The following is a 23,648-nucleotide window of genomic DNA, read 5'->3' as shown; positions in this document are numbered from 1 at the left end:
GAGTCCACTGCGCGCCCGCCCTCTCGCCATGCGCGGATCAGGCGAGCAACTCCACCTCCGCCAGGGTCGACTCGGCGTCCAGGACCAGGCGGTACTGGGTGTAGCCGCCCGGAGAGACGACCGAGAAGGCCCGGGTCTGGCGGTCCCAGGTGAAGGATTTACCGGAGCGCTTGTCGAGGGTCTTCCAGTGCGTGCCGTCCGGGGAGCCCTGGAGCGTCCAGCCGGCCGGGGCCTTGGCGCGGTCCGACGACGAGGTCAGCGTGTACTGGACGGCCTTGGTGCGTCCCTTCACCGGGAGGTCCACGGTGGTGACGGCCGCGTCCGTCGCCGAGGTGTTGTCGAACAGCGCGCCGTCGCCCTTGACGGCGTCCGCACGGGGCGTGGGCACCTCGTCGTCCTGGGTGATCGACACCGGCGCGGCGTTCTTGCCGGTGCCCCAGGACGAGGGCTTCGGGCCCATGTCGAACTCCAGCACGCCGCCCTTGGCGAGCAGCGAGTGCGGCAGCGAGGTGGACGTCCAGGAGCGGCCGTTGACCTTGAGCCCCTGCACGTACACGTTGCGCGTGCTGTTCCTCGGCGCCTGGACGACCAGGTCCTCGCCGTTCTCCAGGTGGACCGTCGCCTTGGTGAACAGCGGGGAGCCGATGGCGTACTCGCCGCTGCCCATCACCAGCGGGTAGAAGCCGAGCGAGGAGAACAGGAACCAGGCCGACTGCTCGCCGTTGTCCTCGTCGCCGTGGTAGCCCTGGCCGATGTCGCTGCCGGTGTAGAGGCGGGAGAGCACCTCGCGGACGTTCTTCTGCGTCTCCCAGGGGCGCCCGGCCGCGTCGTACATGTACGTCACGTGGTGGGCCACCTGGTTGGAGTGGCCGTACATGCCCATCCGCACGTCCCGCGCCTCCGTCATCTCGTGGATGACGCCCCCGTAGGAGCCGACGAACTCCGGCGAGGCGGTCTCCGGGGTGGCGAAGTACTCGTCGAGCTTCTTCGCCAGGCCGTCACGGCCGCCGTACAGGTTGGCCAGGCCGCGGCTGTCCTGCGGGGCGGTGAAGGCGTAGCCCCAGCCGTTGGTCTCGGTGTAGTCGTAGCCCCACACCCGCGGGTCGTACTTCGCCGAGTCCACCCGCCAGTTCCCCTGGGAGTCTCGGCCCTGGAAGAACCCGGCCTTGGAGTCGAAGAGGCTGACGTAGTCCCGGGCGCGGTTGAGGAAGTAGGCGGACTCCTCCTTGTAGCGCTTCTTGCCGGTCTTCTCGTAGAGGGCCTTGCCCATCTCGGCGATGCCGTAGTCGTTGAGGTAGCCCTCCAGTGCCCATGACAGACCCTCGTGGGTGTCCGTGCTGGTGTAGCCGAGGAAGGGGGAGGTGGTCATGCCCTTGCGGCCGACGCCCGACTGCGGCGGGACGACCGTCGCGTTCTTCACGGCCGCGTCGTACGCCGCCTCGGCGTCGAAGTTCACACCCTTGACGTAGGCGTCGGCGAAAGCCACGTCCGAGGACGTGCCCGTCATCAGGTCCGCGTAGCCGGGGGACGACCAGCGCGAGGTCCAGCCGCCGTCCTTGTACTGCTGTACGAACCCGTCGACCATTTCACCGGCCTGCCCCGGTGTCAGGAAGGAGTACGCCGGCCACGTCGTCCGGTAGGTGTCCCAGAAGCCGTTGTTGACGTAGACCTTCCCGTCCACGATCTTCGCGCCGGTGTGGGTCGGGGTGTCGGGACCGGGCATCGCCGCGAACGGGGACGCGTACTGGTACTTCGAACCCACCTTCTCAAAACCCGAGTTGGGGTACAGGTAGAGCCGGTACAGGCTGGAGTAGAGCGTCGTCAGCTGGTCCGGCGTGGCGCCCTCGACCTCGACGCGGCCCAGAAGCTTGTCCCACTGCTTCTGCGCGCGCGACTTCACCGTCTCGAAGGAGGTGCCGTCCGGTATCTCCTGGCGCAGGTTGTCCTTCGCCTGGTCGATGCTGATCAGCGAGGTGGCCAGGCGCAGCGAGACGGTGCGGTCCTCGCCCGCGTCGAAGCGCAGGTAACCCTTCACGCCGCTCGACGTGCCCTCCGTGACGGGCGCGTCGAACTCGCCGTACAGGAACAGCCGGGTGGCGCCGGTGGACAGCCCGGACTTCACGTCGGAGTACCCGGTGAAGGTGCCGGTCTCCTTGTCGAGCGTCAGGCCCGCCTGCTCGGTGACGTTGTCGAAGAGCACGCTCGCGTCGTCGCCGGGGTAGGTGAAGCGCAGCACCGCCGCGTGGTCGGTCGGTGCCATCTCCGTCTTCAGGCCGTTCTCGAACCTCACCCCGTAGTAGTACGGGCGGGCGGTCTCGTTCTCGTGCCGGAAGGGCAGCGCCCGCGCGCGGCGCGCCGTGTCCGGGGTGCCGGAGGCGGTGGACGGCATCACCTGGAAGGTCTGCCGGTCACCCATCCAGGGGCTGGGCTCGTGGCTCGCGCTGAACGCCTGGATCGTGGGCAGGTTGTCGGAGTTGTTGGCCTTGGCGTAGTCGTACAGCCAGTTGAGGGTGCCCGCGTTGGTCACCGGCGTCCAGAAGTTGAAGCCGTGCGGCACGGCCGTCGCCGGGAAGGTGTTGCCGCGCGAGAAGCTGCCGCTGGAGTTGGTGCCGCGGGTCGTCAGCGCGTAGTCCGACAGGTGCTTCTTCGGCTTCTGCGGCGCGAGGGGCCTCAGCGCCACGTCGTCCAGCCAGCCGCGGAACTTCGCCGGGCCCTTGGGGGAGTCGTACGCCACCACGATGCGGTCGACGGTCTTGCCGGCCGCGACCGACCCGATCCGCGACACGACATCGTTCCACTGGTTGACGTAGAGCACCTTGGCCGCGCCCTGCCCCTGCGGGGTGAGGGCGAAGCCGTGCTGGTCGGTGGCGCCCAGGCGGCTGAGGGAGGTGCCGTCGGTGAAGACCAGGTCCAGCGAGACGTTGGTGGCGTCGTAGTCGCGGTCGCCGTCCGCCATCGACGGGTAGATCCGGTACGACAGCGCGGTGTCCTGGCGGACGGGCACGTCGACGTCGAAGATCTTGTTGTACGAGTACGCCCGGCCGTCGCCGGTGTGCCGGCCCGCGTAGCGCAGCGCCCGCGTGCCGGTGAAGCCGGCGCCCGACTTCGCCGTCGGCGAGCCGCTCGGGCCGCGGTCGACGAGCGAGAGCATGTCCTGCGGTACGGGGTCGCCGGTGCTGCCCGTCGACAACTGCAGGTCGGCGAGCTGGGTGATGCCCGAGGCGCCGTTGTTCTTCGTGATGTCGATCCGGAAGTGCTGGTACTCGGCGGGCTCCGCGAGGTCGTACGACTTCGTCTGGAACCGTTCGGGGAAGGACTCGCCGGAGCGGGTGTCCAGGGTCTTCCAGTCCTTGCCGTCGGTGGAGCCCTGCAGGGTCCAGTCCCGCGGGTCGCGTTCCGCGGCGTCGTTGGCGGAGGTCAGCGCGTAGGTGACGACCTTCGCGGGGGCGTCGAGGTCGAACTCCACCCAGCCGGTGGGCTGGAAGACCAGCCACTTGGTCCCGGGCTCGGCGTCGACGAGGTTCTCCTTCACCTCGCCCGAGTCCGTGTACTCGCCGTTGGCGCGGATGTCCGTGACGTGGTCGTTGAGGTTGCCGGGTATGCCGGTGCTGTAGCCACCGTCCACATCCGACGCCCGCTTGGAACCGTCCGCCGCGGTGTCCACCGTGTTGCGCCAGTCGGGCGCGGGATCACCCGACTCGAACGACGACGCGAAGGCGTCGACGCGCGGCTCGGGTTCGGGCACGGCGACCGCCGCTTGCTGTGTGGCCGCGGCCAGAGCGAAGGCGGTCGCCAACACGACCGCCGAGGAACTCCATCTGTGCCGGGCAGCTCTCTGCTGCATATGCGCGAGCACCCCTTCTGCGCCTGGACAACGTTGTCAAGTTCGCTTTGCAAGGGCTAGTAGGGGGTCAAAGCACTGTTGGTGTCAAGGGTGTTGGTGTGACTTTCGGGCCGGCTGGGTTCGCGGATGCCCGCCGCAACCCGGTGCGGCGGGCGTGAAGGCACGTCAAACCCGCGGCGGAGAGGCCGTCACGTCAGGGGCGGTCGCGCGGGGACGCGGCGGCCCGAGCCGGCGGTCCCACCCGCGCCGCCGGGGCACGGTCCGGACCGGCCCCGGCGGCGCGGGTGGGATCAGGCGGCGTCAGACCAGGTCGGGACGCCGCCACTCCTCGCCCCGCACATGGTGCGCCAGGAAGCCCAGCACCGTGGCGTACCACAGGCGGACGTTGTTGGGCTTGAGGATCCAGTGCCCCTCGTCGGGGAAGTACAGGAACTTCGCCGGGACCTCGAACCGCACCAGGTCGTTCCAGAGCGCGAGGCCCTCGCCGATCGGCACCCGGTAGTCCTTGTCGCCGTGGATCACCAGCATCGGCGTGGTGATCTTGGCGGCCCGCAGGTGCGGGGACTCGCGCTCGTACCGCTCGGTGCTGACCAGCGGGTCGCCCTGCCGCCGCATCCAGTAGGCCGGGAAGTCGGTGACCTGCGCGAAGCTGTACATGTTCCACAGGCTCGCGTGGGTGACGATCGCCTTGAAGCGGTCCGTGCGGGTGGCGATCCAGTTGGCCATGTAGCCGCCGTAGGAGCCGCCCATCATCGCGGTGCGATCGCCGTCCAGGTCGTCCCGCAGCAGCGCGGCGTCGGTCAGCGCCATCACATCGTCGTACGGCGCGCCGCCCCAGTGCGCCCAGCCGCGCTCGTGCATGTGCCGGCCGTAGCCGGTGGACAGCGCCGGGTCCGGAAGCAGGACCGCGTAACCGGCGGCGGCCGCGACCCACGGGCTCCAGCGCCAGTGCCAGGCGTTCCAGCTGGTCTGTGGGCCGCCGTGGACCCACAGCAGCAGGGGCGCCGGGGTGTCGGCGCCCGCGCCGTCCGGCAGCACCAGCCACGCCCGCAGCGCCGTCCCGTCCTCAGCGGTGGTGTGCACCTCGGTGAGGCTGCCCGGCAGAGCCGTGTCCTGCCCGGGACAGGGCAGGGAAACGGGCTGCTGCCCGGCCGTCGCGGCGTCGAGGCGCACCGGGAGCGGAGGGCTGTCCACCGCGGAGCGCAACGCGTACACGGTGCCGCCGTCCGGGCTCACCACCACGTCCGAGTACGTACCGGACGCGGTCAGCGCGACCAGCTCACCGCTGCCGGTGGAGAGCCGGAAGACCGGTCCGTGGCCGCCCTCGTCGGCGGCGAAGTACACCACCGGGGCCCCGTCCTGACCGGGTACCGGGGAGACGACCGGTGCGCCCGGCCACTGGTCGAAACCGGGCAGCAGGTCGCGCCCCGCGTCCCGGTCGTCCGTTGCGCTCGCCAGCCACAAAGTGACGTCACCGGGGGCGTCCCAGGTGACCCGCCGCCGGCGGGCGCACACCACGTCCCGGCCGTCCGGGGTGAACGCCGGGGCGCCGAACTCCGCGTCGGGGTCCTCCAGCATCCGCAGCGGTTTGCCCGTCTCGGCGTCCGCGACGACGACCACGCCGCGGAGCTCGTCGGGGAGCGTGCCCACGGCTGTCGCGTACGCGACCAGCGAGCCGTCGGGGGAGAGGGCGACACCCTCGGCGAAGGCGGCGCGGCGCGCGCCGCAGTCCACGGCAGCGGGCTCCTGCGCGGCGGCGTCCGCGACGGTGAACATGTGCGGGACCCCTGGGCCCAGGTCGTGGTCCCAGTACCGCACCGGCACCGACTCGTGCAGGATCGCCGAGACCTTGGCCTTCCGGCGGGCCTCGCGCAGCCGCTCGTCCTGCTCCGCGTCCGCCGCGCCGGGCAGCAGGGAGGCTCCGAAGGCGATCCGGGAGGATCCGGTGGCCGTGGTGTACTCGTCGATCCCGCCGGCCCTGGCCAGCAGTCGCGCGGCCTCCCCGCCGCCCGCCGGCAGGCTCCACAGCGCCGCCTCCTGCCGGTCGTCCTCGCCCTCAGCGGGGTCGGCCACCGGACGCGAGGACAGGAAGAGCAAGGTGCCGTCGGGCAGGAACCGGGGTGCGGACTCGCCGCGCCCCGAGCGGGTGAGCCGCCGGGCCGGGCGCTCCCCGGCCGGGTCCACCTCCCACAGGGCACCGATGAACCGGGTGCGGTCGGCGGACAGTTCCTGAATCGCCGTCACCAGGCGGGTCCCGTCGGGCGACAGCGCGAGCGAGGAGACGCGGGGCAGCGCGAGGAACGCCGCCAGGTCGTGGAATGCAGTGGAGTCGGGCATGAGGATCATCCTGAATCCCCGGAGTGGTCCCGCACCAGTGCCCCCGGCGGCAAATCGCGGTCAAAGACGCAGGCAGCGGCTGCCCGCCGGCCGGGTGCGCCGCACCGTGGCCGCCCTGCGCCGGGATGCGGCCCGTAGGGCCCCTGCAACCCTGGACCGGCGTCACGTGTCCTGCGGATGACGAACACCGTGCGTTGCCGGTCCCGCACGTGAGGCGCGCGAGGCTCCCGGAGGACGCGGGTGATCCCGTCGGCCGGCGGGCGCCGCGCAGCGGCTAGCATCACGCCCATGCCGATACCCGAGGGAAACGGGCGCGCCGAGGGGGCGGACCCCGGCCCGTGGCGCGTCGCCGTGGTGGACCGTCACAGTGCGGTGGGCCGGCCGCCGTACCCGCAGCGGCCCGATGGGCGGCCGCTGGCGCGCCGGGACGACCTGCGCATCCAGGGGGCGACCGGGGAGATCAGCTGCGCCGACGCCTCGGGCCGGACGCGCTGGACCCACGCCTTCGACGGCCGTCCCAACGCCGCCCACGTCTCCGGGGGCAGGGTGCTGGTCACCACGGACTCCCTGCAGTACACGCCCTGGGGGTTCCTCGGCCCGGCCCTCCTGCTCGACCTGGCGGACGGCACCCTGATCGCGGAACTGCGCGGGGAGCGCGGCGCCGCGCTGCGCGGCGGACGCTTCCTGCTCGGCCTGGAGGGCTACGACTTCTTCGACACCTGGGAGTACGACCGCGACGGCGCCACCGTGGACTCCTGGCGCAGCTACGGCCACTACGTGGTCGGCACCGGCGTCCGTGTCGTCGAGGCCGACCGGAGGCACCCCACCGGGAGCCGCGTCGTCCGGCTGCTGCCCGGGGGCGTGATCGAGCGGGGTCCGCGGCTCACCCACCCGGTGGTGCCGCGTCCGGTGGTGCTGGAGGACGGCACGATCCTGGTGCTCGACGCCGGGGTGCTCCGCGCCGTCGACCGCAGCCTGGCCGGCACCGTCCTCGCCGAACTGCTGCCGGTCGCCGCCGACAACACGTCGGGCCTCATCAGCGAGCTGCGCCTCGACGGCGACCGTCTCACCGCGGTCGTCGCCGAACCCGGGCCGGGCCGCCCCACCACGTACACCGTCCACACCTGGACCCTCGCTCTCCACCGGCGTGACGCACCCACGAGGCACACATGACAACCCACGCACGGCCACTCGAGCTCTTCCGCATCGACCGACCGGTATCGCGGGGCCGGGACACGCCGGAAAGCGACTTCGTCAGCGGGCGGGTGAGGCCGGCCCTCTCGATCCAGGGACGCATGGACCTGATCCGGCCCTGACCCCGCGCGCCGGGCAGCGGCGATACGCGACGCGCTGTGCGACGTTCTCATGGACGACCCGGGACCTCATCAAGCTGACCCGGTGGAAGCCCTTCGAACGCCCCGAGGCAGGCGTGGGTCATCACGCCCGCGAGCATCCGCAATCCGGGGAGGGGCGACGAAGCGGCCGGCGGGAGCGGCACCGCGAGGCGGTCGTGGCGGCCGCCGGGTGACCGTGCCTGCCGGCCGGCCTCACCCTCCGGCGGTCAAAGCTCCGCCTCGCAGGCCTCCAGCCTGGCGAGCAGGCTCGCCAGGGCGTCGTTCCACCGTGCGGTGCCCCGCTGTTCCCCGAGCAGGGCGCGCAGCGCCCGGACCTCGTCGGCGGCGAAGGACTCGTGACCGGGGTTGTACTCGAACTGCAGGAACGCGACCTGGAGTTCGCAGTACCGTGCGTGATCCGAGTCATGGAGCCACCGGTTCAGCGCCAGCGCCGCGGCGCCTTCCGCGCGGGCGCACCGGAGGCCGATCGAGGGCTCCAGGGCGAACTCGACCGTGGTGACGCCGTCGGGCGTGATCAGGCACATCCGCGCCGGTTCCGGACCGCTCCGGACCTGGCCGAACGGGGTCCCGCGCCGCTGCTCTTCCGGCGTGTCAGCCATCTCTTCTCTCGCCTCTTCCGATCCTGTGGGGATGGGCGAGACCTCGCGCCGGGGGGTGCGGCACGAGCCCTCGCACACATCAACAACCGGGGACGCCCGGGCATACCCGATGCGGCGGGGCAGTTCGCGTCGGCCGAGCTGGCTCAGGAACCGGGGAGGCGTCCGGCGAGTCCGGTGACGTGCCTGCGCACCACGTCCCAGGCCGTGGGGGCGAGCGCGGCGAGGTCCGTCTCCTCCAGCGCGCGTAGGACCGCCCCGGTGCCTTCGTCGAACGAAACGGTCCCGCGCAGCACTTCGTAGCCGTCGCGGACGGCCACGCGCAGGCGGCGTCCGCCGTCGGCGGCGTGCACCGCGGCGGCGACGACGAGGGGTGGCGGCCCGCCCGCCTCGCCGGGCAGCTTCTCGTACGCGCTCACCAGCGGCACCCGCCAGCGGATGCCGAGCAGGAGGTGCTGCTTGGCCACGGCCTCGGCCAGATCGGTCTCGTGGGTCCGGTCCGGCGCCAGCGTGATCGCGCGGGAATCGAGGACGAGCGCGGCGGGCAGCAGGCAGCGCAGGGTGCTGCCGACGAGGTTGCCGCCGACGGTGGCCGTCCGCCGCACGGCGCCGGTGCCCACGCCGGCCGCCGCCCGTCGCAGCACCTCCGGGACCCGGTCGTCGATCCGGTTCAGCACCACCGCGGCGCCCAGCGCCTCGCGTTCGATCGCGTTGGCCTCCGGCAGGTGGCGCAGCGACATGGCCAGGGCGGGGAACCCGTCGCGCTGCCAGGTGGCCCACACGAGCGTCGCCCCTCCGACGGGCACCGCTCCCTGGGCCATGAACCCCTGTGCTTCGGGCACGGACGTGGGCAGATGCAGCAGCACGGCAGTCGACCCGCCTTCCGGGAGTGGGCGGCCGGACGGCGAGCGTGCCGGTCGCATGATCGCTTGTGCTGGGAATTCTCCCCGTAGGGCCGGGAGCGCGTACAGGGCTCAATGGCCGGCTTTGTGCGCCGTCCGTGCGTGAACTGCCCCTCGCTGGTGGGTCCGAGGCGGTGCCGCCCGTGCCGCGCCGCCCGTACCGCGCCGGCGGTCAGGCGTCGTCGTGGCGTGCCTCGTGCCGCCAGAAGCCGGAGAAGGTGATGCGGTCCTTGGGGAGGCCGGCGCGGTGCAGGTGCCGGCGCCCCTTGGTGGCGAGGCTCTGCTCGCCGACGACGAAGGCGTATCCGGAGGCGTCCGCCGGGGTGTGGCCGCGCAGTTCGGCGAGCGCGGCGGAGCCGGGGACGGCGTGCGGATCGTCGCGCACGACCCAGGTGACGGCCATCCCGGCGGGGGCGGCGAGCTCGCGCCGGTCGTCGGGGGTGGGGATCTCCTGGATCAGCCGGCCCACGGTGTCGCGGGGGAGGGACCGCAGGATGCCCGTGGCGGCGGGCATCCCGCTCTCGTCGGCCACGACGAGGACCTCGGAGGCGTCCTCCGGGCAGTCGAACATCACGCCCTGGTCGAGGAGCGCCAGCGCCTCGCCGGGCCGGGCGCCGCAGGCCCATCGCGCGGCGCGGCCCTCGAGTTCGCCGTCCGGGGAGCGGTGCACGACGAACTCGATGTCCATTTCGGCCGGTTCGGGGCGGAACGCGGCGACGGTGTAGTTCGAGCAGTGCGGGCGCTCGGCCGTGGGGATGGCGAGGTAGGCCTGCCACCACCGCCCCCCGGAGAACTCCGGCAGCCGCAGGGTGTCCTGGTGGGGGAGCTGCATGAAGAGGCGGAACCAGTGGTCGTAGCCCATCCATGGGAAATCGGCGAGGTCCGGGCCCGTGACGGTCACTCGGTGCAGGGAGCGGGTGACCCGATCGGTCCTGACGACCTCGGCGCGGAACATCCTGGGGTTCTGCGGCATGAGCCGCGGAGTCTTGGCCATTAAGGAAGGTTAGCCTAACCTTGCCTAAGGTGAGGGCGCCGCGGACCTCCTGTGGCGTACCGCCATCGCCCCCCGCCCAGCCTCGGCGCGGGCCTCATGAGCGCCGTCATCGGCACGCCGTACTTCCTGCACCTGCTGCTCGCACCCGACGCGCGGCAGCCGCAACTCCCGTACGACCAGCAGCGTTCCGGGGTCACCCGCGCCGGTGAGGGCCTCGACCGCGTCGGCGAACCCGATGGGGTGGTCGCCGAGGGGCGCGCCGCAGCAATACCTGCCGCAGTCCTTCGACGTGGCCGACGTGCGGGACGTGGCGCAGGCCCATCTGCGGGCCATGACCGAACCGGCCGCCGCGGGCGAGCGGTTCCTCGTCGGCAGCGGGACGGCGACGAGCCCGCTGGTGCTGGCCCGGAGCCTGGCGGAGGGGCCGGGCGAGCGTGCCGCGAAGGTGCCGGCCCGGGAACTCACTCCCGAGGAGGTAGGTGAGGGCGCGCGTTCCGGCCCGGCGCTGCGGGAGGCGCTGAGCCGATTGGGCAGGCTGCCGGAGCCACCGTACGGACAAGCCGCGCGCCGTGCTGTCCCGGAAGGCCGGCTGCGTCGCGAGTTCCGCCCTCGGCAGGTCGACCTCCTCGCCGTCGGCCGGCCGCCTGCACCCGGCGCCCCACGCTCAAGGCCGGTACAAAGACGTTGCCCGGGCTTGCCGAAGTGGAGAAGGATCTCCTGTCGAGACGCGAGGGGCCCTTCTCCGGACCGCTCGACGGCTCCCGGGCGTATGTGTGCCCGGCAACGAGAAAGGACGTCATGGAGCCATCGCAACTCCGCCGCGCAGTGGAGGCGGCGCGGGCGACCGCTTCGGAACTGGGCCTGCGGGTCGAGGACGTGGTCGTCATCCACGACTCGGACCGGGTCGCGCTGCACCTCGTCCCTTGCGGTGTTCTGGCCAGGGTCGCGCCCCCGGGGCATCTGGCCGACTCGGAGTTCGAAGTGACGGTCGCCCGACTCCTCGCCGACGTCGACGCTCCGGTGGCCGAGCTGGACCCCAGGGTCGTCGACCCCCGCGTCCGTGTGCGTGATGGCTTCGCCATCTCGCTCTGGACGTACTACGAGCCAGTGGGATCGCAGATCGCGCCGGCCGACTACACGGACGCGTTCATGCGGCTCCATGCTGCCCTGCGCCGGATCGACCTGGACGCACCGCACGTCACCGATCGAGTGGTCGTGGCGCTGGGAGAAGTGAACGACCGGGAGCGATCCCCTGAGCTGCCCGGTGCCGACCGGGTACTCCTGCGCGACACACTGGCCGGTCTGGGCGCCGCGGTCGGCGCCGGCAGGGCGGGCGAGCAGCTGCTGCATGGCGAGCCGCATCCGGGCAATGTCCTCGGCACGCGGAGAGGTCCGCTGTTCGTGGACCTCGCCACGTGCTGCCGCGGGCCGGTCGAGTTCGATCTCGCCCATGCCCCCGAAGGAGTGGGAGAGCGCTACGCGGGGGCGGACCACGAACTGATCCACCGGTGTCGCGCCCTGAACTGGGCGATGTTCTCGGCCTGGCGCTGGCGCCGGGACGACCTGATGCCGGACCGGGACCACTGGAGAGCGGAAGGGCTCCGGCAGCTTCGCGCCGCACTTGATCGCTGCGGACCGGCCTGAACCTGCCCGAGACGGAGGCGAACCCCGCCTCACGCCTGCCGCGCCCAGGGCGCCGTCCGGGCGGCTTCCGTCCATGCCGAACGAGCCATGGACGGGTCGCACCTACCGCTCACCGCGGTCTTCTGCCGGGGCACTTCAGCCCGCCGAGATGCGGAGCCTGATCGTCCGGGCCTGCGGGCGCAGCGCGAAGTCGGGCCACACGTCGGGTCCGCACGCCCGGGAGCCGAGGCCGTGCTGGGCCGCGTCGACGAAGAGGTGACTCGTCGCCGACTCCGGGAGCTCGAAGGGGTGCGCCGCCCGGGCGACCTGCTGCGGTGTGTGACGGCTGAGCGTGAAGCCGGGGAGGCGGCCCCGCCCGTCCGGGACGGTCACGAAACGCAGCACACCGGCTTTGCCACTGGTCAGTTCCAGCCGTCGCAGTCCGGAGCGGTGCCCGGTCTCCTGGGGGCGCGCGTAGTCGACGCAGAGGTCGTCGACGCTCGCGGAGAAGCGGCCCGTGCGCGCCGCGCGCAGGCTGTCGGGGTAGGACTCGTGCGGGCCGAGGCCGAACCACTTCGCGCCGTCGACGGGGGCGCCGCCGTCGGGCAGGTCGAAACGGATGCCGATCCGCGGCCACACCGTCGTCCAGCCGCCCGACGGCTGGATCTCCACCCGCAGTTCGAGTTCGCCCCCCTGCAGGGACCAGACCGTCTCCATGGTCACCGAGGAAGCGGAGTCGGCGGCGGAGACCCTGGCGACGGTCCGCAGGGCGTCCGCGGCGGTCTCCACCGACAGCAGCCGTGAGGTCAGCCGGTCCAGGCCGTCGCGCCGCCACAGCTCGGCGTTGGAGACCCCGGGGACGTGCGCGTCGCTCTCCTCGGCCACCCCCGAGGTGCCCTCGTCGTTGTCGGTCGGGGCACGGAAGAGCTCCAGCCGTGGTCCCGCCACGGCGCGCCCGGCGAGACGCACCAGCGCCCCGCCGGCGAACTCGGCGATGCCGAGCGTCAGCGTCCCGTCGCTCCGCCGCCAGTCGGCGGGAAGCCGTACGGCGGGCACGGCACGTCGGCTGGAACGGTCCAGCTGGGCGGTCGCGACCACATGGCCCTCGCCCGCCCACGCGGTGCCGGACGCCAGGACCGCGTCCAGGGTCAGCCACGTCTCCGACTCCGGCGACACCGTGATCCGCGGCAGCGGCACACGCGCCGAGCCGCCGGCCGCGACGACGGGCACCTCCAGGTCCCCGGAGTCCACCGGAGACCCGTCGTGCTCGACGCGCCAGCGGAAGCGCAGGTCGGAGGTGTCCGCCGAGTGCCGCAGATTGGTGATCTCCACGGTGCCGCCGGCGCCGCTCCCGCCGCCGGCTTCGTCGAAGGTGAAGCGGAGCGGTTGTACGACCGCCTTGAACTCGTGGAGGCCGGGGGTCGGGACGCCGTCGCTGAGCACCATGCCGTCCATCACGAAATTGCCGTCGTGCACGGTCTCCCCGAAGTCGCCGCCGTAGGCGTAGTAGGGGGTGCCGTCCGGGGCCGTCGCCCGGATGCCGTGGTCGCGCCATTCCCAGACGAAGCCGCCGTGCAGCCGCGGGTGCCGGTGCACCAGCTCCTCGTACTGGTCGAGGGCGCCGGGCCCGTTGCCCATCGCGTGGGCGTACTCGCACAGCAGGAACGGTTTGGTGCGCTGCCGTGCGCCCTGCGCGGGGGTGCAGTTCATCAGGGGAGCGCGCGAGCCGTCGGTTCCGATCTGCTCGGTCTCCGGCACCGACGCGTACATGCGCGAGTAGACGTCCGTGTACTCGCCGGTGTGGTCGCCCTCGTAGTGCACGGGGCGTCCCGCGTCGCGGGCGTGGACCCAGGCGGACATCGCGGCGAGGTTGGCGCCGGTGCCCGCCTCGTTGCCGAGCGACCAGAGCACGACGCTGGGGTGGTTCTTGTCCCGTTCGACGGTGCGGCGGACACGGTCCAGGTACGCATCGCGCCACGCCGGGTCGTCGCTGGGGTTGCCGGCCCAGCTGCCGTCCTTGTCGAAGCCGTGCGTCTCCAGGTCGCACTCGAGCACGACCCAGAAACCGAGTTCGTCGGCGAGGTCGAGCAGCCGCGGGTGCGGCGGGTAGTGGCTGGTGCGGATCGCGTTGACGTTGAACCGCTTCATCAGGGCCAGGTCCTCGCGCGCGTGCGCCTCGTCGAAGACACGGCCGCGCTCGGGATGGGTCTCGTGGCGGTTCATCCCGTGGAAGACGACACGGCGGCCGTTGACCAGGAAGCGGTCGCCGCGGATCTCGACGGTGCGGAAGCCGGTCCGCACCGTGACGGTCTCCGCGGCCGACGCCACCGTGACCTCGTACAGCCGCGGGACCTCGGCCGACCAGGGCTGCACGCCGTCGACCTCGAACGGGGCCACCTCGGCGGGGGAGGCCCAGACCCGTTCGACGCCGAGTTCGGGCATGCGGAGGGTGACAGGGAAGGCCGCCGGCTCCGCGGTGATCTCCGGGTCGATCCGCCCGCGCCCGTTCTCGAACCCGCTGCGCAGCCAGACGTCGTCGATGCCGCCGGCCGGCCGCGCGATCAGGGTGACGTCGCGGAAGATGCCCGGCAGCCACCACTGGTCCTGGTCCTCGAGGTAGCTCGCAGCCGACCACTGGTGCACCCGTACGGCGACCACGTTGTCGCCCGGGCGCACGGAAGTGGTCACGTCGAACTCGTGGGCGAGCCTGCTGCCGGAGGCGCTGCCGATCTCGTCGCCGTTCACCCAGACCTTGAAGAGCGACTCGACCCCGTCGAACCGCAGCACGACGCGCTCGGCCTCCGTCCACCCGGCGGGCAGCTCGAAGTGGCGTCGGTAGTCGCCGGTCGGGTTCTCGTCCGGCACATGAGGCGGGTCGATGGGGAAGGGGTACTGGATGTTGGTGTAGATCGGGCGGCCGTAGACCCCGTCCCCCTGGAGCACCCAGTGGGAGGGCACGGGGATGCTGTCCCAGCCGCCGTCGTCGAATTCTTCGGCCGCGAAGTCCTCCGCCGCCGTCGCGGTCGGCGACAGACGGAACCGCCACTGTCCGTCGAGCGTGCGGGAAGGGGCGTCGGAGTGCAGCCACGAGCGCGCCGGGCGCAGCGCGCCACGCCCTGGGATGGTGTCCGAAACATACGCGGAGAGCTCGGAGGGCAAGAGGTCACGACTCTTTCTTGGTAGCGAAGGGGGATCCGGGATGCGGTCACGCTCGCGGCCGCGATCGCGGCTAGCGGAGCACGATCGTCCGGATCTCCCAGGGGCCGAGGGCGAGTTCGAGTCCGCCCTCCGAGGGTTCGGCGGCCAGCGGCCGGCCGAGCAGGTCGACCGTGGTCACCTGGGTGAACGCGCCGGTGACGCGGGCGGTCACGCCGGTGTCGCTCATCGCCACCAGCCGCACCTCGGTGCCGCCCGCGAGGTCGTCACCGGTGACGCGGCGGACGGCCGAGACGAAGACGTCCGTGCCGTCGACCCGCACGCCGGCGGTGTCGGGGGGCAGCTGACCGCCGGCGGGCGCGGTACCCCGGATGACCAGCACGTCGTTGCGGAACTCCTCGGCGAGGGCGACCGCGTCCGCGGCCTGCCAGCCGGTCGCCGAGGGCACGATCGCGAACCGGTTCTCGACGCGCACCCCGAGGTCCTGCGCCCCCGGCGCCGGGATCTCGCTCGCCGCCGGCTCGTCGCGGAGCGGGTGGATGTTGACGCTGATCGAGCCGATCGCGCGCAGGAGGGTCACGGCGAGTTCGGCGCCCTCGCCGGTGAGTTCGTATTCGGTGGCGTGGTCGAGCAGCACGGTGGCCGCGCCGGCCGACACGAAGGTGCTCGCGGGGAAGGTCGGGATCGGGTACTCGCCCCAGCCGCCCTCGGCGGTCAGCCCGCGCTCGGTGACGGCGAACTGCCCGGCCGACGCCGAAACGGCCGCCGGCCGGGGGAGCGGGACGTGGAAGCGCAGCCGGTGGTCGGCGGCCTGGTTCAGGAACGACGTCGTGACGCGCGCGAACGGCTCGCCCGCGCGCAGTTCCACCAGGGTCTCCACCGGCGTCGGCACGGTCCGGCCGTCGCGCACGTCGCGGTCGGGGGAGAGCGCGGCCGGCCACGCGTACACACGGGTGATGCGCACCCTCGACCGCAGCGGGCCGTTCTCGAGGAGCTCGACGGTGACCTCGACCGGCTCCGAGACGAGCAGATCGCGGGCCGGAGGGCCGTAGTTGTAACTGTCGCCGCGGTCACCGCCGTCGACGAGACGGCCGACCCCGCGCAGCACGGTGCCGTCCGCCCCGGTCAGCTCCAGGGTGCCGTCGGCGCCGACCACGACCTCGACCAGTCCGTTCGACAGCGTCCCGGCCGTCGCCGTCGCCGGAGTGAAGGCGGTCCCCGGCGCGGCCGCCCGCCCGGCAGGCGCCACCTTGAAGCTCGCGAGACCGGAGGCGGGGACGGCGACGGGCACCAGCGCGGTGGCCCGGGCCTCCTCCAGGGTCAGGACCCGCCACTCACCCGGGTGCGCGGCGGCCGCGGCGGCCACCTCGCGGCGCAGGATCAGCAGGTCGAACGGCCCGCTGGAGGGCACCTCGGCGAGGTGGAAGACGAGCGACCCCGCCGTGAGCTCGTAGTGGTCGATCTGACGGCCGAACAGCTCGCGCCGGTGGATGCGGCGCAGCACACGCTCGAGCTGCGAGGCGTCCATGCGCTCGTCGCTGAGCACGGTCGGCGCCTGCGCGACCAGCTGTACGGGGTGCGCCGAGCCGTCGGCCGCGGTGGCGACCAGGACGGTCCCCGCGGGCGGGGCGACGACGTCGACCTCCACCAGCGTCGTGCGAGGGACCGCCAGCGGGTTGGCGACCAGATGGCCGTCGCTCGGCACGCGGGCGGCGGGTCCGGCCAGGGCCGCGTCCCGCACCGCGCGCGCGGCGTGCGCGGCCTCGGCGAGCCGCGCCTCGACCTGGTCGGCGGTCTCGTCCGTACCGGAGCCGACGACCGAGTCGTGGGCGCTCGACTCGATGATCTTGTGCCACGCGAGCGAGAGGAACGGCGACTCGTCCCGTCCCGACCACAGCGCGTTCATCCGCTCGGCGTGGTCGACGGTGCGCTCGGCGACGGCCATCCGGCGCTTGAGCCCGCGCCGTACCGAGAGCACGCCAGGGAGGATGTTGCCGCGCACATGGCTGCGCAGTTCGCCGGTGACGACCGCCTGGACCTCGTCGCGCACGTGTTTCCTGATGTACTCGTCGAGCGTGGCGATGGTGATGGGGCGCTGCTCGCCCGAGGCCTGCCGCAGCCACTCGGCGAGCCGCGGGTCGGGCGCGCTGTGGTCGGTGCCCGCCATCGCGAGCACCGGGTCGTCGCCCCAGCGCCCGGCCGTCATCTGCGCGTACTCGCCCAGCGCGCGCTCGATCTGGTCGGGCACCAGCAGCACGTCCAGGCCGTTGTCGTAGCCGTCGAAGAGGAACTCGGTGCGCACCTCGGAGCCGTCCGGGGCGCGCCAGCGGAAGGCGTGGCCCTCGACGGAGCCGGGCACCCCGCGCCACAGCGCCGCGTGCTCGATGCCGGCGCGGGCCAGGATCTGCGGCATCTGGGCGACGTGGCCGAACATGTCCGGGAGGTAGCCGATGGGCATCGAGCCGCCCAGTTCCGCCGCGGCCGCCCACCCCATCCGCAGGTTGCGGACGATGGTCTCGCCCGAGCAGAGGAACTCGTCGAGCAGGATCAGCCACGGCCCGATCGCGAGCCGGCCCTCGGCGACCAGTGTCGTGACGCGCTCGCGGTTCTCCGGCCGCATCTGCAGGTAGTCCTCGACCGCGGCCATCTGCCCGTCGACGGTGAAACGGAAGTCCGGGTTCGTCTCGGCCGTCTCCAGCACGGTGTCCAGGGCGGTGACGAGCCGGTGCCGGAACACCTGGAAGGGCTCGTACCATTCCCGGTCCCAGTGGAAGTGGGGCACGAAGACAGCGGAATCGGGCATGGGAACGGGACCTTCTGTGCGGGACGGGGCGGCGGGGGGGGAGGGAGAAGGGGGAAGCGGGGCGCGGTGGGCGGGGCTAGCGCAGCGAGCCGGCGGCCAGTCCGGTGCGCCAGAACCGCTGCAGGAGGATGAACACGATGATCACGGGCACGATCGAGACCAGCGAACCGGTGACCACCGACTCCTGGAGGAGTGGGGCGCGGGCGGTCTGGCCGTTCCACTGGTACAGGCCGAGGGTGATCGGGAAGAGCGACTCCTTCTGCAGCATCACCATCGGCAGGAAGAAGTTGTTCCAGATGGCGACGAACTGGAACAGGAAGATCGTCACCAGCGACGGCGTCATCAGCTTGAACGCCACCGAGAAGAACGTCCGGAACTCCCCGGCCCCGTCCAGCCGCGCCGACTCCAGGATCTCCTGGGGGACGGCGGACGCGGCGAAGATCCGGGCCAGGTAGACGCCGAACGGGCTGACGATGCTGGGCAGGAACACCGCGAGGTAGGTGTTGACGAGCCCGGTCGCCGAGAACAGCAGGAACAGCGGCAGCGCGAGCGCGGTGGTGGGTACGAGGATGCCGCCGAGGATGACGGAGAAGAGGAACTCCCGTCCCCGGAAGGCGAACTTGGCGAGCGCGTAGCCGCACAGCGCCGAGATCAGGGTGCCGACGGCCGCGCCCAGGACGGCGTACAGCACGCTGTTCAGCGCCCAGCGCCCGAAGATGCCGTCGCTGCGCGTGAAGAGGGTGCCGAGGTTGCCGAACAGGTCGAAGTGCGAGAACGCCAGGCCGTTGGTGGAGGCGAGGTCGCCCTGCGGCTTGGTCGCCGCGACGACCAGGAAGTAGACCGGCAGCAGGAAGTAGACCGCCAGCAGGAACATCAGGGCCGTGGCGGCGGTGCGGCTGATCCGGCTCTCGCGGACGGGGGCTCGGTCGCTCACAGTCCCGCCTTCTTCGAGGTCAGTCGCATGAACCCGAAGCTCAAGACGAAGGTGATGACGGCGATGACCACGGAGATCGCCGCCGCCTGCTGGTAGTTGTTCCCGGAGGCCACCGTGTACGCGAGCATGTTCGGGGTGAAGGTGCTCGAGATGTTCGAGGAGATCTGCCGCAGCACCGCCGGCTCGGCGTACAGCTGCAGGGTGCCGATGATGGAGAAGACCGTGGTCAGGACGACCGACGGGGCGATGATCGGCACCTTGATCCGCCAGGCGATGGTCCAGTTGCCTGCGCCGTCGAGCTTGGCCGCCTCGTAGAGCTCCTGGGGGATCGACTGCAGTGCCGAGAACATGATCAGCATGTTGTAGCCGGTCCAGAGCCAGGTCGACACGTTCGCCGTCGACCACAGCACGGCGCCCGGGCCGAGGAAGTCGGGCTGGAGGCCGACGCCCTTGAGCAGGTCGACGACCGGGCTGAGCTGCGGCGAGTAGAGGTACGACCACATGATCGCGGCGATGACCCCGGGCACGGCGTACGGCATGAACGCCGCGATGCGGAAGAACGACTTGAGCCTCAGCAGGGGGGTGTCGAGCAGCAGTGCCATGACGAGCGCGACGAAGAGCATCACCGGCACCTGCACGATGCCGAACAGCCCGATGCGCCCGATGCTGCCCCAGAACTCGGCGTTCTGGAAGACCTGTGTGTACTGCTCCAGACCGCCGAAGGTCGTGTACGACGTGCCGTACTGGCCGCCGGTGCGGCGCACGACGAGCAGGCTCTGCCAGAGGGCGTAGCCGATCGGCACGAGGTAGAAGAGGACGAACGGCAGGAAGAACGGGGTCACGAACGCGGCGATGGTGCCCGCCCGGGGGCCGCCGCCGTTATGGCGACGGCGGCCCCCGGTGGTCGCCACCACGCGCGGCGCGCGGGTCGCGAGGTCGGTCATGCCGCGGTCACTTGCCCGCCGTGGCCGGGATCGCCTGGTCCCTCATGGACTTCAGCGCGGCGTCCTGGGCGGCGGTCAGCGCGCCGGCGACGGTTCCGTCACCGGCGGTCGCCTTGGCCATCGCGTCCTGGAGCGCCAGGTTCACCGTCTTCTGGGTCGGGCCCCAGGTGAAACCGGTGTCGATGTTCTTGGACGAGTCCGCGAAGACGTCGAAGATCTTCTCGTTGTCGTAGTACGGCACACCCTGCGAGAGCGCGGGGAGCGCCAGACCGGCGGTGGCCGCCGGGTACAGGCCGCCCAGCTTGTTCTCCAGCGCGAGGGCCTCCGGGTCGGTGTTCAGCCAGGTGTTGAACTTCACCGACTCGTACAGGTGCTTGCCGCCCTTCATGAAGGCGACGGTGGAGCCGCCCCAGTCACCGGACGCGGCGCTCGAACCCCAGGTCGGCATCGGCACGATCGACCACTTGCCGGCCTGCTTGGGCAGGTTGTCGCGGAACATGCTGTAGCCCCAGGCGGCGCCGACGTACGTGGCGATCTGGTCCTTCTGGTAGGCCGTGTACATCTGGGTCGAGCCGTGGGCGAGGTCGGTCCGCACCAGCTTGGCGTCGATCAGCTTCTGCCAGTACTGGGCGACCTGCTTGCTCTGCTCGGACTCGACGGTGACGTGCCACTTGTCACCGGAGTAGGAGTACATCTGGGCGTTGTTCTGCCAGAGGAGCCCGTTGAACCACTCGGCGTTGTTCGGGTCGAAGAAGGTCATGCTGAGCTTGGGGTCCGCGTCGTGCAGCTTCTGCGCCTCGGTCGCGTACTCGTCCCAGGTCCTGGGGACCTCCAGGCCGTGCTTCCGGAAGATGTCGCTGCGCACGTACAGGGCCATCGGGCCGGTGTCCTGCGGGATGGCGAACACCCCGGTGCCGCCGAAGCTGGCCTGCGACCAGGTCCACGGCACGAAGGCCGACTTGGCGCCGGTGGCCGCCTTGCAGGCCGAGGCGTCCGCGAAGGCGTCCTGGCTGCGCAGGTTGGGCAGCTCGTCGTAGCCGACCTGGGCGAGGTCCGGCGCCTTGCCCGCCTTGAGGGCGTTGCCGATGGTGCCGTACTGGTCGTTGGAGATGTTCTTCGTCTCGACCTGGATGTTCGGGTTCTTCTTGTTCCACAGCGCGACGACTTCGTCCATGCCGGGAACGGTGTTCCAGTACTGGAGGGTGACTTTGCCCTTCGCGGGCGCGCAGGAGTCCGCTGACGCGCTGTTACCCGAAGGAGCCGGCGATGAGCATCCGGCGAGTACGGCGATGCTGGCTGCCGCGGCGACGGCGGCGAGGCGGATGCGCGTGACTGTGCTGCTCATGGTTTCCGTTCCGGAGGACGACTAGCGAGGTCGCTAGGCGGGTCGACGTTGACACCTCAGGCGGGACGTGCTGGTGAGAAGGGACGGGGAGTTGACGGTCCCGGCGGGTGCGCCGAACGCCGTCGCAAGGGAGGGCAAACCCACTTGTTCCGCCCCCGTGAGCGTTCACGTGAGCGTTCACGTGAACGCTCACGGGGCATTGGGAATTGTTCGGAAGTGTGCGCTCCGGTGCCTTCAAGTGTCAAGACTTCGCGGGCACACGAGTCCGGCAGGCTAAGCGGAGCCGCTCAGCCGCAGCTCGGCCCGCACGACCAGGTCGTCGGCACCCAGCGGTTCGAGACCGGTCAGCAGCCGTGCGACCTGGTCGATGGCGAGCGCGCCGAGCCGGCGCGTGTCGAGCGCGACACTGGACAGCGGGGGCTCCAGGAGCGTGCCGAGCTGCAGTCCGTCGAAGCCGACCACGGCGAGGTCCTCGGGGACGCTCCTGCCCAGCCGGCGGGCCTCGCGCAGGGCGCCGATCGCGATGATGTCGTTGAAGGTGAAGACCGCGGTGACGTCGGGATGGGCGGCGAGCAACTTCCTGAGCGCCGTCCCGCCGCCGTCGGCCGACTGGGCGGCCCCCACCACCTGGCCCGCGTCGACGCCGTGGGCCGCCGCGGCCGCCGCGAACCACTCGCGCCGGACGCTCGGCTCGGCGCGGCGGTCGTGGTCGAGCATGCCGATGTGCCGGTGGCCGACGGCGACCAGGTGTGCCACCGCGGCGCGCACGCCCTGCTCGCCGTCGATGCGGATCGAGCTGAACCGCCCCGTGTGGTGCTCGCGGCCGATGAGCACCACGGGCAGTCCGCGGGTGAAGCGTTCGAGGTCGTGCTCGGAGCAGCTGAAGTAGCCGACGACCGCGTCCACTTGCGAGGCGATCACCTGTAGTGTGCCGAACTCCTCCTCGGCCCTGTCCGCGGTGTCGTAGACGACGACGTGCCAGCCGCGCGCCCGCGCCGCCTCGAGCGCGGCCGCGGCGACCTCGGTGAAGAACGGGTTGAGCAGGTCGGGGATGACCAACCCGATCGTCGTGGTGTCCTGCCGGACCAGGCCGCGGGCGAAGCGGCTCGGCCGGTAACCGAGCTCGCGGGCGGCGTCGAGCACCCGCTGCTTGGTGGCGCCGTCGATCTCGTCCTTGTCGTTGAGCGCCCGCGACACGGTCTGCCGGGACACTCCGGCGGACCGGGCGACGTCATGGATCGTGACCCTCCGGGATTCCGTCCCCGACGTCGACACCATCGCGTACCTCCCGGTCCTCGCGGGTGCCGGCGCGCCCGCAGGGCCAGAGTATGCACGTCCGCGACGGGACGGCGCGAGATCGGGCCCGCCGTGCGATCGCGGTGGCACGGGCCCGTCGGGGCGGCCCTGACCACGGGAAAGAGGCGGGGTCAGGTGGCGACGTCGCGCAGCGCGACGCCGAGCGCATGGAGGTCGAGACCCGCGAGGTGGTCCAGGAAGTGGCGGCGGATGGAGGCCAGGTGGGTCGGCCAGGCCTCCTCCAGGCGGGCCAGCCCGGCGTCGGTGAGGACGGCGTTCCAGGCCCGGCCGTCCCGCGGGCACTTGACCCGCCGTACGAATCCCTGGCCTTCCAGCCGCTGCACCACGCTCGTCATGCCGCTGAGCGACATCTCGCAGGCGGTGGCGAGGTCGCTCATCCGTGACTGCCGGCCCGGAGCCTCCGAGAGGTTCATCAGCGCCTGGTACTCGATGAGCGGGAGCCGTTGCTCGCGGGCCATGTCGGCGTCCAGCGCGCGGGGCAGGGCGTAGATGACGCGGCTGAGGGACCGCATGAGGACTTCCTCGTCCGCATTGAGGGGAGGGGGCAGCTCCGAGGCGGTTTCCGGGCGGTGTGCGGCATCTTGCATGCCCCCAGTTTACTTGCTTCGCGAAGGATATATATTTGCTGCGCGAAGCAAATAGCAGGGCCGCGATGCGGTGTGGCGACCCCGCCCGCACGACGGACCGACCCGCAAGCCCTCACGGAAAGAGACGCACATGCATCAGTCGCTGACGAACGCCCAGTCCTCCACCGCGGCCCGGTACGCGGTGTCCGGCCCGGGCAGTGGCCGGCACCGGGGCGGGCGCGCCGACGGTGACGCGTACGGGCGGGGGAGCGGCGCGGTCCTCGGGGGCGGCCGTCATCGCAGGACCGCCCGCGCGCCGCAGACCCGGTCGGCCGCCGGCGGCCCGGTGCCCCCGGCCGCTGGCTCCGCGAGCGGCCCGATCGGGCACGAGGCCCGTTTCGAGCGTGACGTGCTGACCCACCTCGACGTCGTGTACCGGGCCGCCTCGGGCGTCACGGGTGACCCGGCCGAGGCGGAGGAGCTCGTCCTGGAGGTGTTCACCCGGGCGTACGCCGCGTTCCCGCGCCTCCTCGACGGCATCGACCACCGGGTCTGGCTCTACGACCTCCTGGCCGGCGCGTTCATCGGCCCGCACCCCGACGTGTGCGTGCTGCCGCCGGAGTCGCGGTTCCCGGAGGGGCTGCGGGTGTCCGCGCTGGACGAGTTCGTGCTGCTGCCTGAGCCGGAGGCGCGGGCCGCGCTCCTCGCGCTGCCGAAGGAGCAGCGGTTCGCCGTGTACCTCGCGGCTGTCGAGGGCCTCGGCTCTCAGGAGATAGCGGACATCATGGATGTCTCGCCAGTAATCGCCGCGTATTGGCTGCACGACGCACGGCTGCGGCTGTGGGCGGCCGAGGGTTCGCGCGTGGCGGCGTCCGAGGAGGCGGACCTTTCCGGCGGCCTCGTCGGTGCCGGGCAGGCCGTACCCGGCTGAC

16 protein-coding genes are annotated in these 23,648 nt (G+C 71.9%); 3 read left to right on the top strand and 13 right to left on the bottom strand.

Translation table 11 applies throughout. The features are described 5' to 3' along the window. Positions 1 to 37: 37 nt before the first annotated feature. Entirely contained in the window at positions 38 to 3,844 is a 3,807-nt protein-coding gene (locus tag ACRWNP_RS14340; protein WP_431961581.1) for a GH92 family glycosyl hydrolase, read from the bottom strand. Positions 3,845 to 4,144: 300 nt separating this feature from the next. Continuing rightward, the gene (locus ACRWNP_RS14335; RefSeq protein ID WP_431961580.1) at positions 4,145 to 6,181 is read right to left on the bottom strand and encodes a S9 family peptidase; all 2,037 of its coding nucleotides are present in this window, start codon (positions 6,179 to 6,181) and stop codon (positions 4,145 to 4,147) included. Between the two features lie 288 nt (positions 6,182 to 6,469). On the opposite strand from ACRWNP_RS14335, the gene ACRWNP_RS14330 reads away from it, so the two are divergent. Continuing rightward, positions 6,470 to 7,354: a hypothetical protein gene (locus ACRWNP_RS14330; RefSeq protein ID WP_431961579.1), complete on the top strand. Its 885-nt coding sequence runs from the start codon at positions 6,470 to 6,472 to the stop codon at positions 7,352 to 7,354. Positions 7,355 to 7,742: 388 nt separating this feature from the next. On the opposite strand, the gene ACRWNP_RS14325 is transcribed toward ACRWNP_RS14330, so the two are convergent. The 4 genes from ACRWNP_RS14325 to ACRWNP_RS14310 form a co-directional block, all read right to left on the bottom strand. Next, the gene (locus ACRWNP_RS14325) at positions 7,743 to 8,135 is read right to left on the bottom strand and encodes a hypothetical protein (protein WP_431961578.1); all 393 of its coding nucleotides are present in this window, start codon (positions 8,133 to 8,135) and stop codon (positions 7,743 to 7,745) included. A 143-nt stretch (positions 8,136 to 8,278) separates the two neighbouring features. Beyond that, positions 8,279 to 8,998 carry an FAD binding domain-containing protein gene (locus tag ACRWNP_RS14320; protein ID WP_431961577.1) on the bottom strand — a complete coding sequence of 240 codons (720 nt, stop codon included), beginning with the start codon at positions 8,996 to 8,998 and terminating at the stop codon, positions 8,279 to 8,281. 208 nt (positions 8,999 to 9,206) lie between these two features. Next, on the bottom strand, positions 9,207 to 10,028 hold the full coding sequence (locus ACRWNP_RS14315; RefSeq protein WP_431961576.1) for a siderophore-interacting protein: 822 nt from the start codon (positions 10,026 to 10,028) through the stop codon (positions 9,207 to 9,209). A gap of 24 nt (positions 10,029 to 10,052) precedes the next feature. Continuing rightward, the gene (locus tag ACRWNP_RS14310) at positions 10,053 to 10,493 is read right to left on the bottom strand and encodes a hypothetical protein (RefSeq protein ID WP_431961575.1); all 441 of its coding nucleotides are present in this window, start codon (positions 10,491 to 10,493) and stop codon (positions 10,053 to 10,055) included. Positions 10,494 to 10,826: 333 nt separating this feature from the next. Between ACRWNP_RS14310 and ACRWNP_RS14305 the strand changes: the two genes are divergently transcribed. Then, a complete protein-coding gene (locus ACRWNP_RS14305) occupies positions 10,827 to 11,672 on the top strand; it encodes a phosphotransferase (RefSeq protein WP_431961574.1) in 846 nt (281 codons plus the stop codon). Positions 11,673 to 11,807: 135 nt separating this feature from the next. On the opposite strand, the gene ACRWNP_RS14300 is transcribed toward ACRWNP_RS14305, so the two are convergent. The 7 genes from ACRWNP_RS14300 to ACRWNP_RS14270 form a co-directional block, all read right to left on the bottom strand. Continuing rightward, the gene (locus ACRWNP_RS14300) at positions 11,808 to 14,810 is read right to left on the bottom strand and encodes a glycoside hydrolase family 2 TIM barrel-domain containing protein (RefSeq protein ID WP_431961573.1); all 3,003 of its coding nucleotides are present in this window, start codon (positions 14,808 to 14,810) and stop codon (positions 11,808 to 11,810) included. A gap of 70 nt (positions 14,811 to 14,880) precedes the next feature. After that, the gene (locus ACRWNP_RS14295; RefSeq protein WP_431961572.1) at positions 14,881 to 17,610 is read right to left on the bottom strand and encodes an alpha-mannosidase; all 2,730 of its coding nucleotides are present in this window, start codon (positions 17,608 to 17,610) and stop codon (positions 14,881 to 14,883) included. A gap of 76 nt (positions 17,611 to 17,686) precedes the next feature. Then, positions 17,687 to 18,484: a carbohydrate ABC transporter permease gene (locus ACRWNP_RS14290; protein ID WP_431961664.1), complete on the bottom strand. Its 798-nt coding sequence runs from the start codon at positions 18,482 to 18,484 to the stop codon at positions 17,687 to 17,689. Positions 18,485 to 18,540: 56 nt separating this feature from the next. Beyond that, a complete protein-coding gene (locus ACRWNP_RS14285) occupies positions 18,541 to 19,488 on the bottom strand; it encodes a carbohydrate ABC transporter permease (RefSeq protein WP_431961571.1) in 948 nt (315 codons plus the stop codon). A gap of 7 nt (positions 19,489 to 19,495) precedes the next feature. Beyond that, a complete protein-coding gene (locus ACRWNP_RS14280; protein ID WP_431961570.1) occupies positions 19,496 to 20,833 on the bottom strand; it encodes an ABC transporter substrate-binding protein in 1,338 nt (445 codons plus the stop codon). Positions 20,834 to 21,106: 273 nt separating this feature from the next. After that, entirely contained in the window at positions 21,107 to 22,111 is a 1,005-nt protein-coding gene (locus ACRWNP_RS14275) for a LacI family DNA-binding transcriptional regulator (protein ID WP_431961569.1), read from the bottom strand. A 149-nt stretch (positions 22,112 to 22,260) separates the two neighbouring features. Further along, complete coding sequence (locus ACRWNP_RS14270) at positions 22,261 to 22,737, bottom strand: MarR family winged helix-turn-helix transcriptional regulator (RefSeq protein ID WP_431961568.1); 477 nt, start codon at positions 22,735 to 22,737, stop codon at positions 22,261 to 22,263. Between the two features lie 130 nt (positions 22,738 to 22,867). Here ACRWNP_RS14270 and ACRWNP_RS14265 point away from each other — a divergent pair, with 130 nt between their 5' ends. Beyond that, entirely contained in the window at positions 22,868 to 23,647 is a 780-nt protein-coding gene (locus ACRWNP_RS14265) for an RNA polymerase sigma factor (protein WP_431961567.1), read from the top strand. Position 23,648 lies beyond the last annotated feature (1 nt).

This window comes from Actinacidiphila sp. bgisy160 (genome assembly GCF_965342435.1).
Taxonomy (GTDB): Bacteria; Actinomycetota; Actinomycetes; order Streptomycetales; family Streptomycetaceae; genus Actinacidiphila.
This window is presented reverse-complemented; position numbering and strand designations above follow the sequence as displayed.

Coding starts and splice junctions, on each gene's coding strand:
- ACRWNP_RS14295 (WP_431961572.1), bottom strand. CDS start 17,610: ATGCCCGATTCCGCTGTCTTCGTGCCCCACTTCCACTGGGACCGGGAA.
- ACRWNP_RS14335 (WP_431961580.1), bottom strand. CDS start 6,181: ATGCCCGACTCCACTGCATTCCACGACCTGGCGGCGTTCCTCGCGCTG.
- ACRWNP_RS14305 (WP_431961574.1), top strand. CDS start 10,827: ATGGAGCCATCGCAACTCCGCCGCGCAGTGGAGGCGGCGCGGGCGACC.
- ACRWNP_RS14315 (WP_431961576.1), bottom strand. CDS start 10,028: ATGGCCAAGACTCCGCGGCTCATGCCGCAGAACCCCAGGATGTTCCGC.
- ACRWNP_RS14330 (WP_431961579.1), top strand. CDS start 6,470: ATGCCGATACCCGAGGGAAACGGGCGCGCCGAGGGGGCGGACCCCGGC.
- ACRWNP_RS14270 (WP_431961568.1), bottom strand. CDS start 22,737: ATGCAAGATGCCGCACACCGCCCGGAAACCGCCTCGGAGCTGCCCCCT.
- ACRWNP_RS14280 (WP_431961570.1), bottom strand. CDS start 20,833: ATGAGCAGCACAGTCACGCGCATCCGCCTCGCCGCCGTCGCCGCGGCA.
- ACRWNP_RS14290 (WP_431961664.1), bottom strand. CDS start 18,484: ATGTTCCTGCTGGCGGTCTACTTCCTGCTGCCGGTCTACTTCCTGGTC.
- ACRWNP_RS14275 (WP_431961569.1), bottom strand. CDS start 22,111: ATGGTGTCGACGTCGGGGACGGAATCCCGGAGGGTCACGATCCATGAC.
- ACRWNP_RS14325 (WP_431961578.1), bottom strand. CDS start 8,135: ATGGCTGACACGCCGGAAGAGCAGCGGCGCGGGACCCCGTTCGGCCAG.
- ACRWNP_RS14285 (WP_431961571.1), bottom strand. CDS start 19,488: ATGACCGACCTCGCGACCCGCGCGCCGCGCGTGGTGGCGACCACCGGG.
- ACRWNP_RS14340 (WP_431961581.1), bottom strand. CDS start 3,844: ATGCAGCAGAGAGCTGCCCGGCACAGATGGAGTTCCTCGGCGGTCGTG.
- ACRWNP_RS14265 (WP_431961567.1), top strand. CDS start 22,868: ATGCATCAGTCGCTGACGAACGCCCAGTCCTCCACCGCGGCCCGGTAC.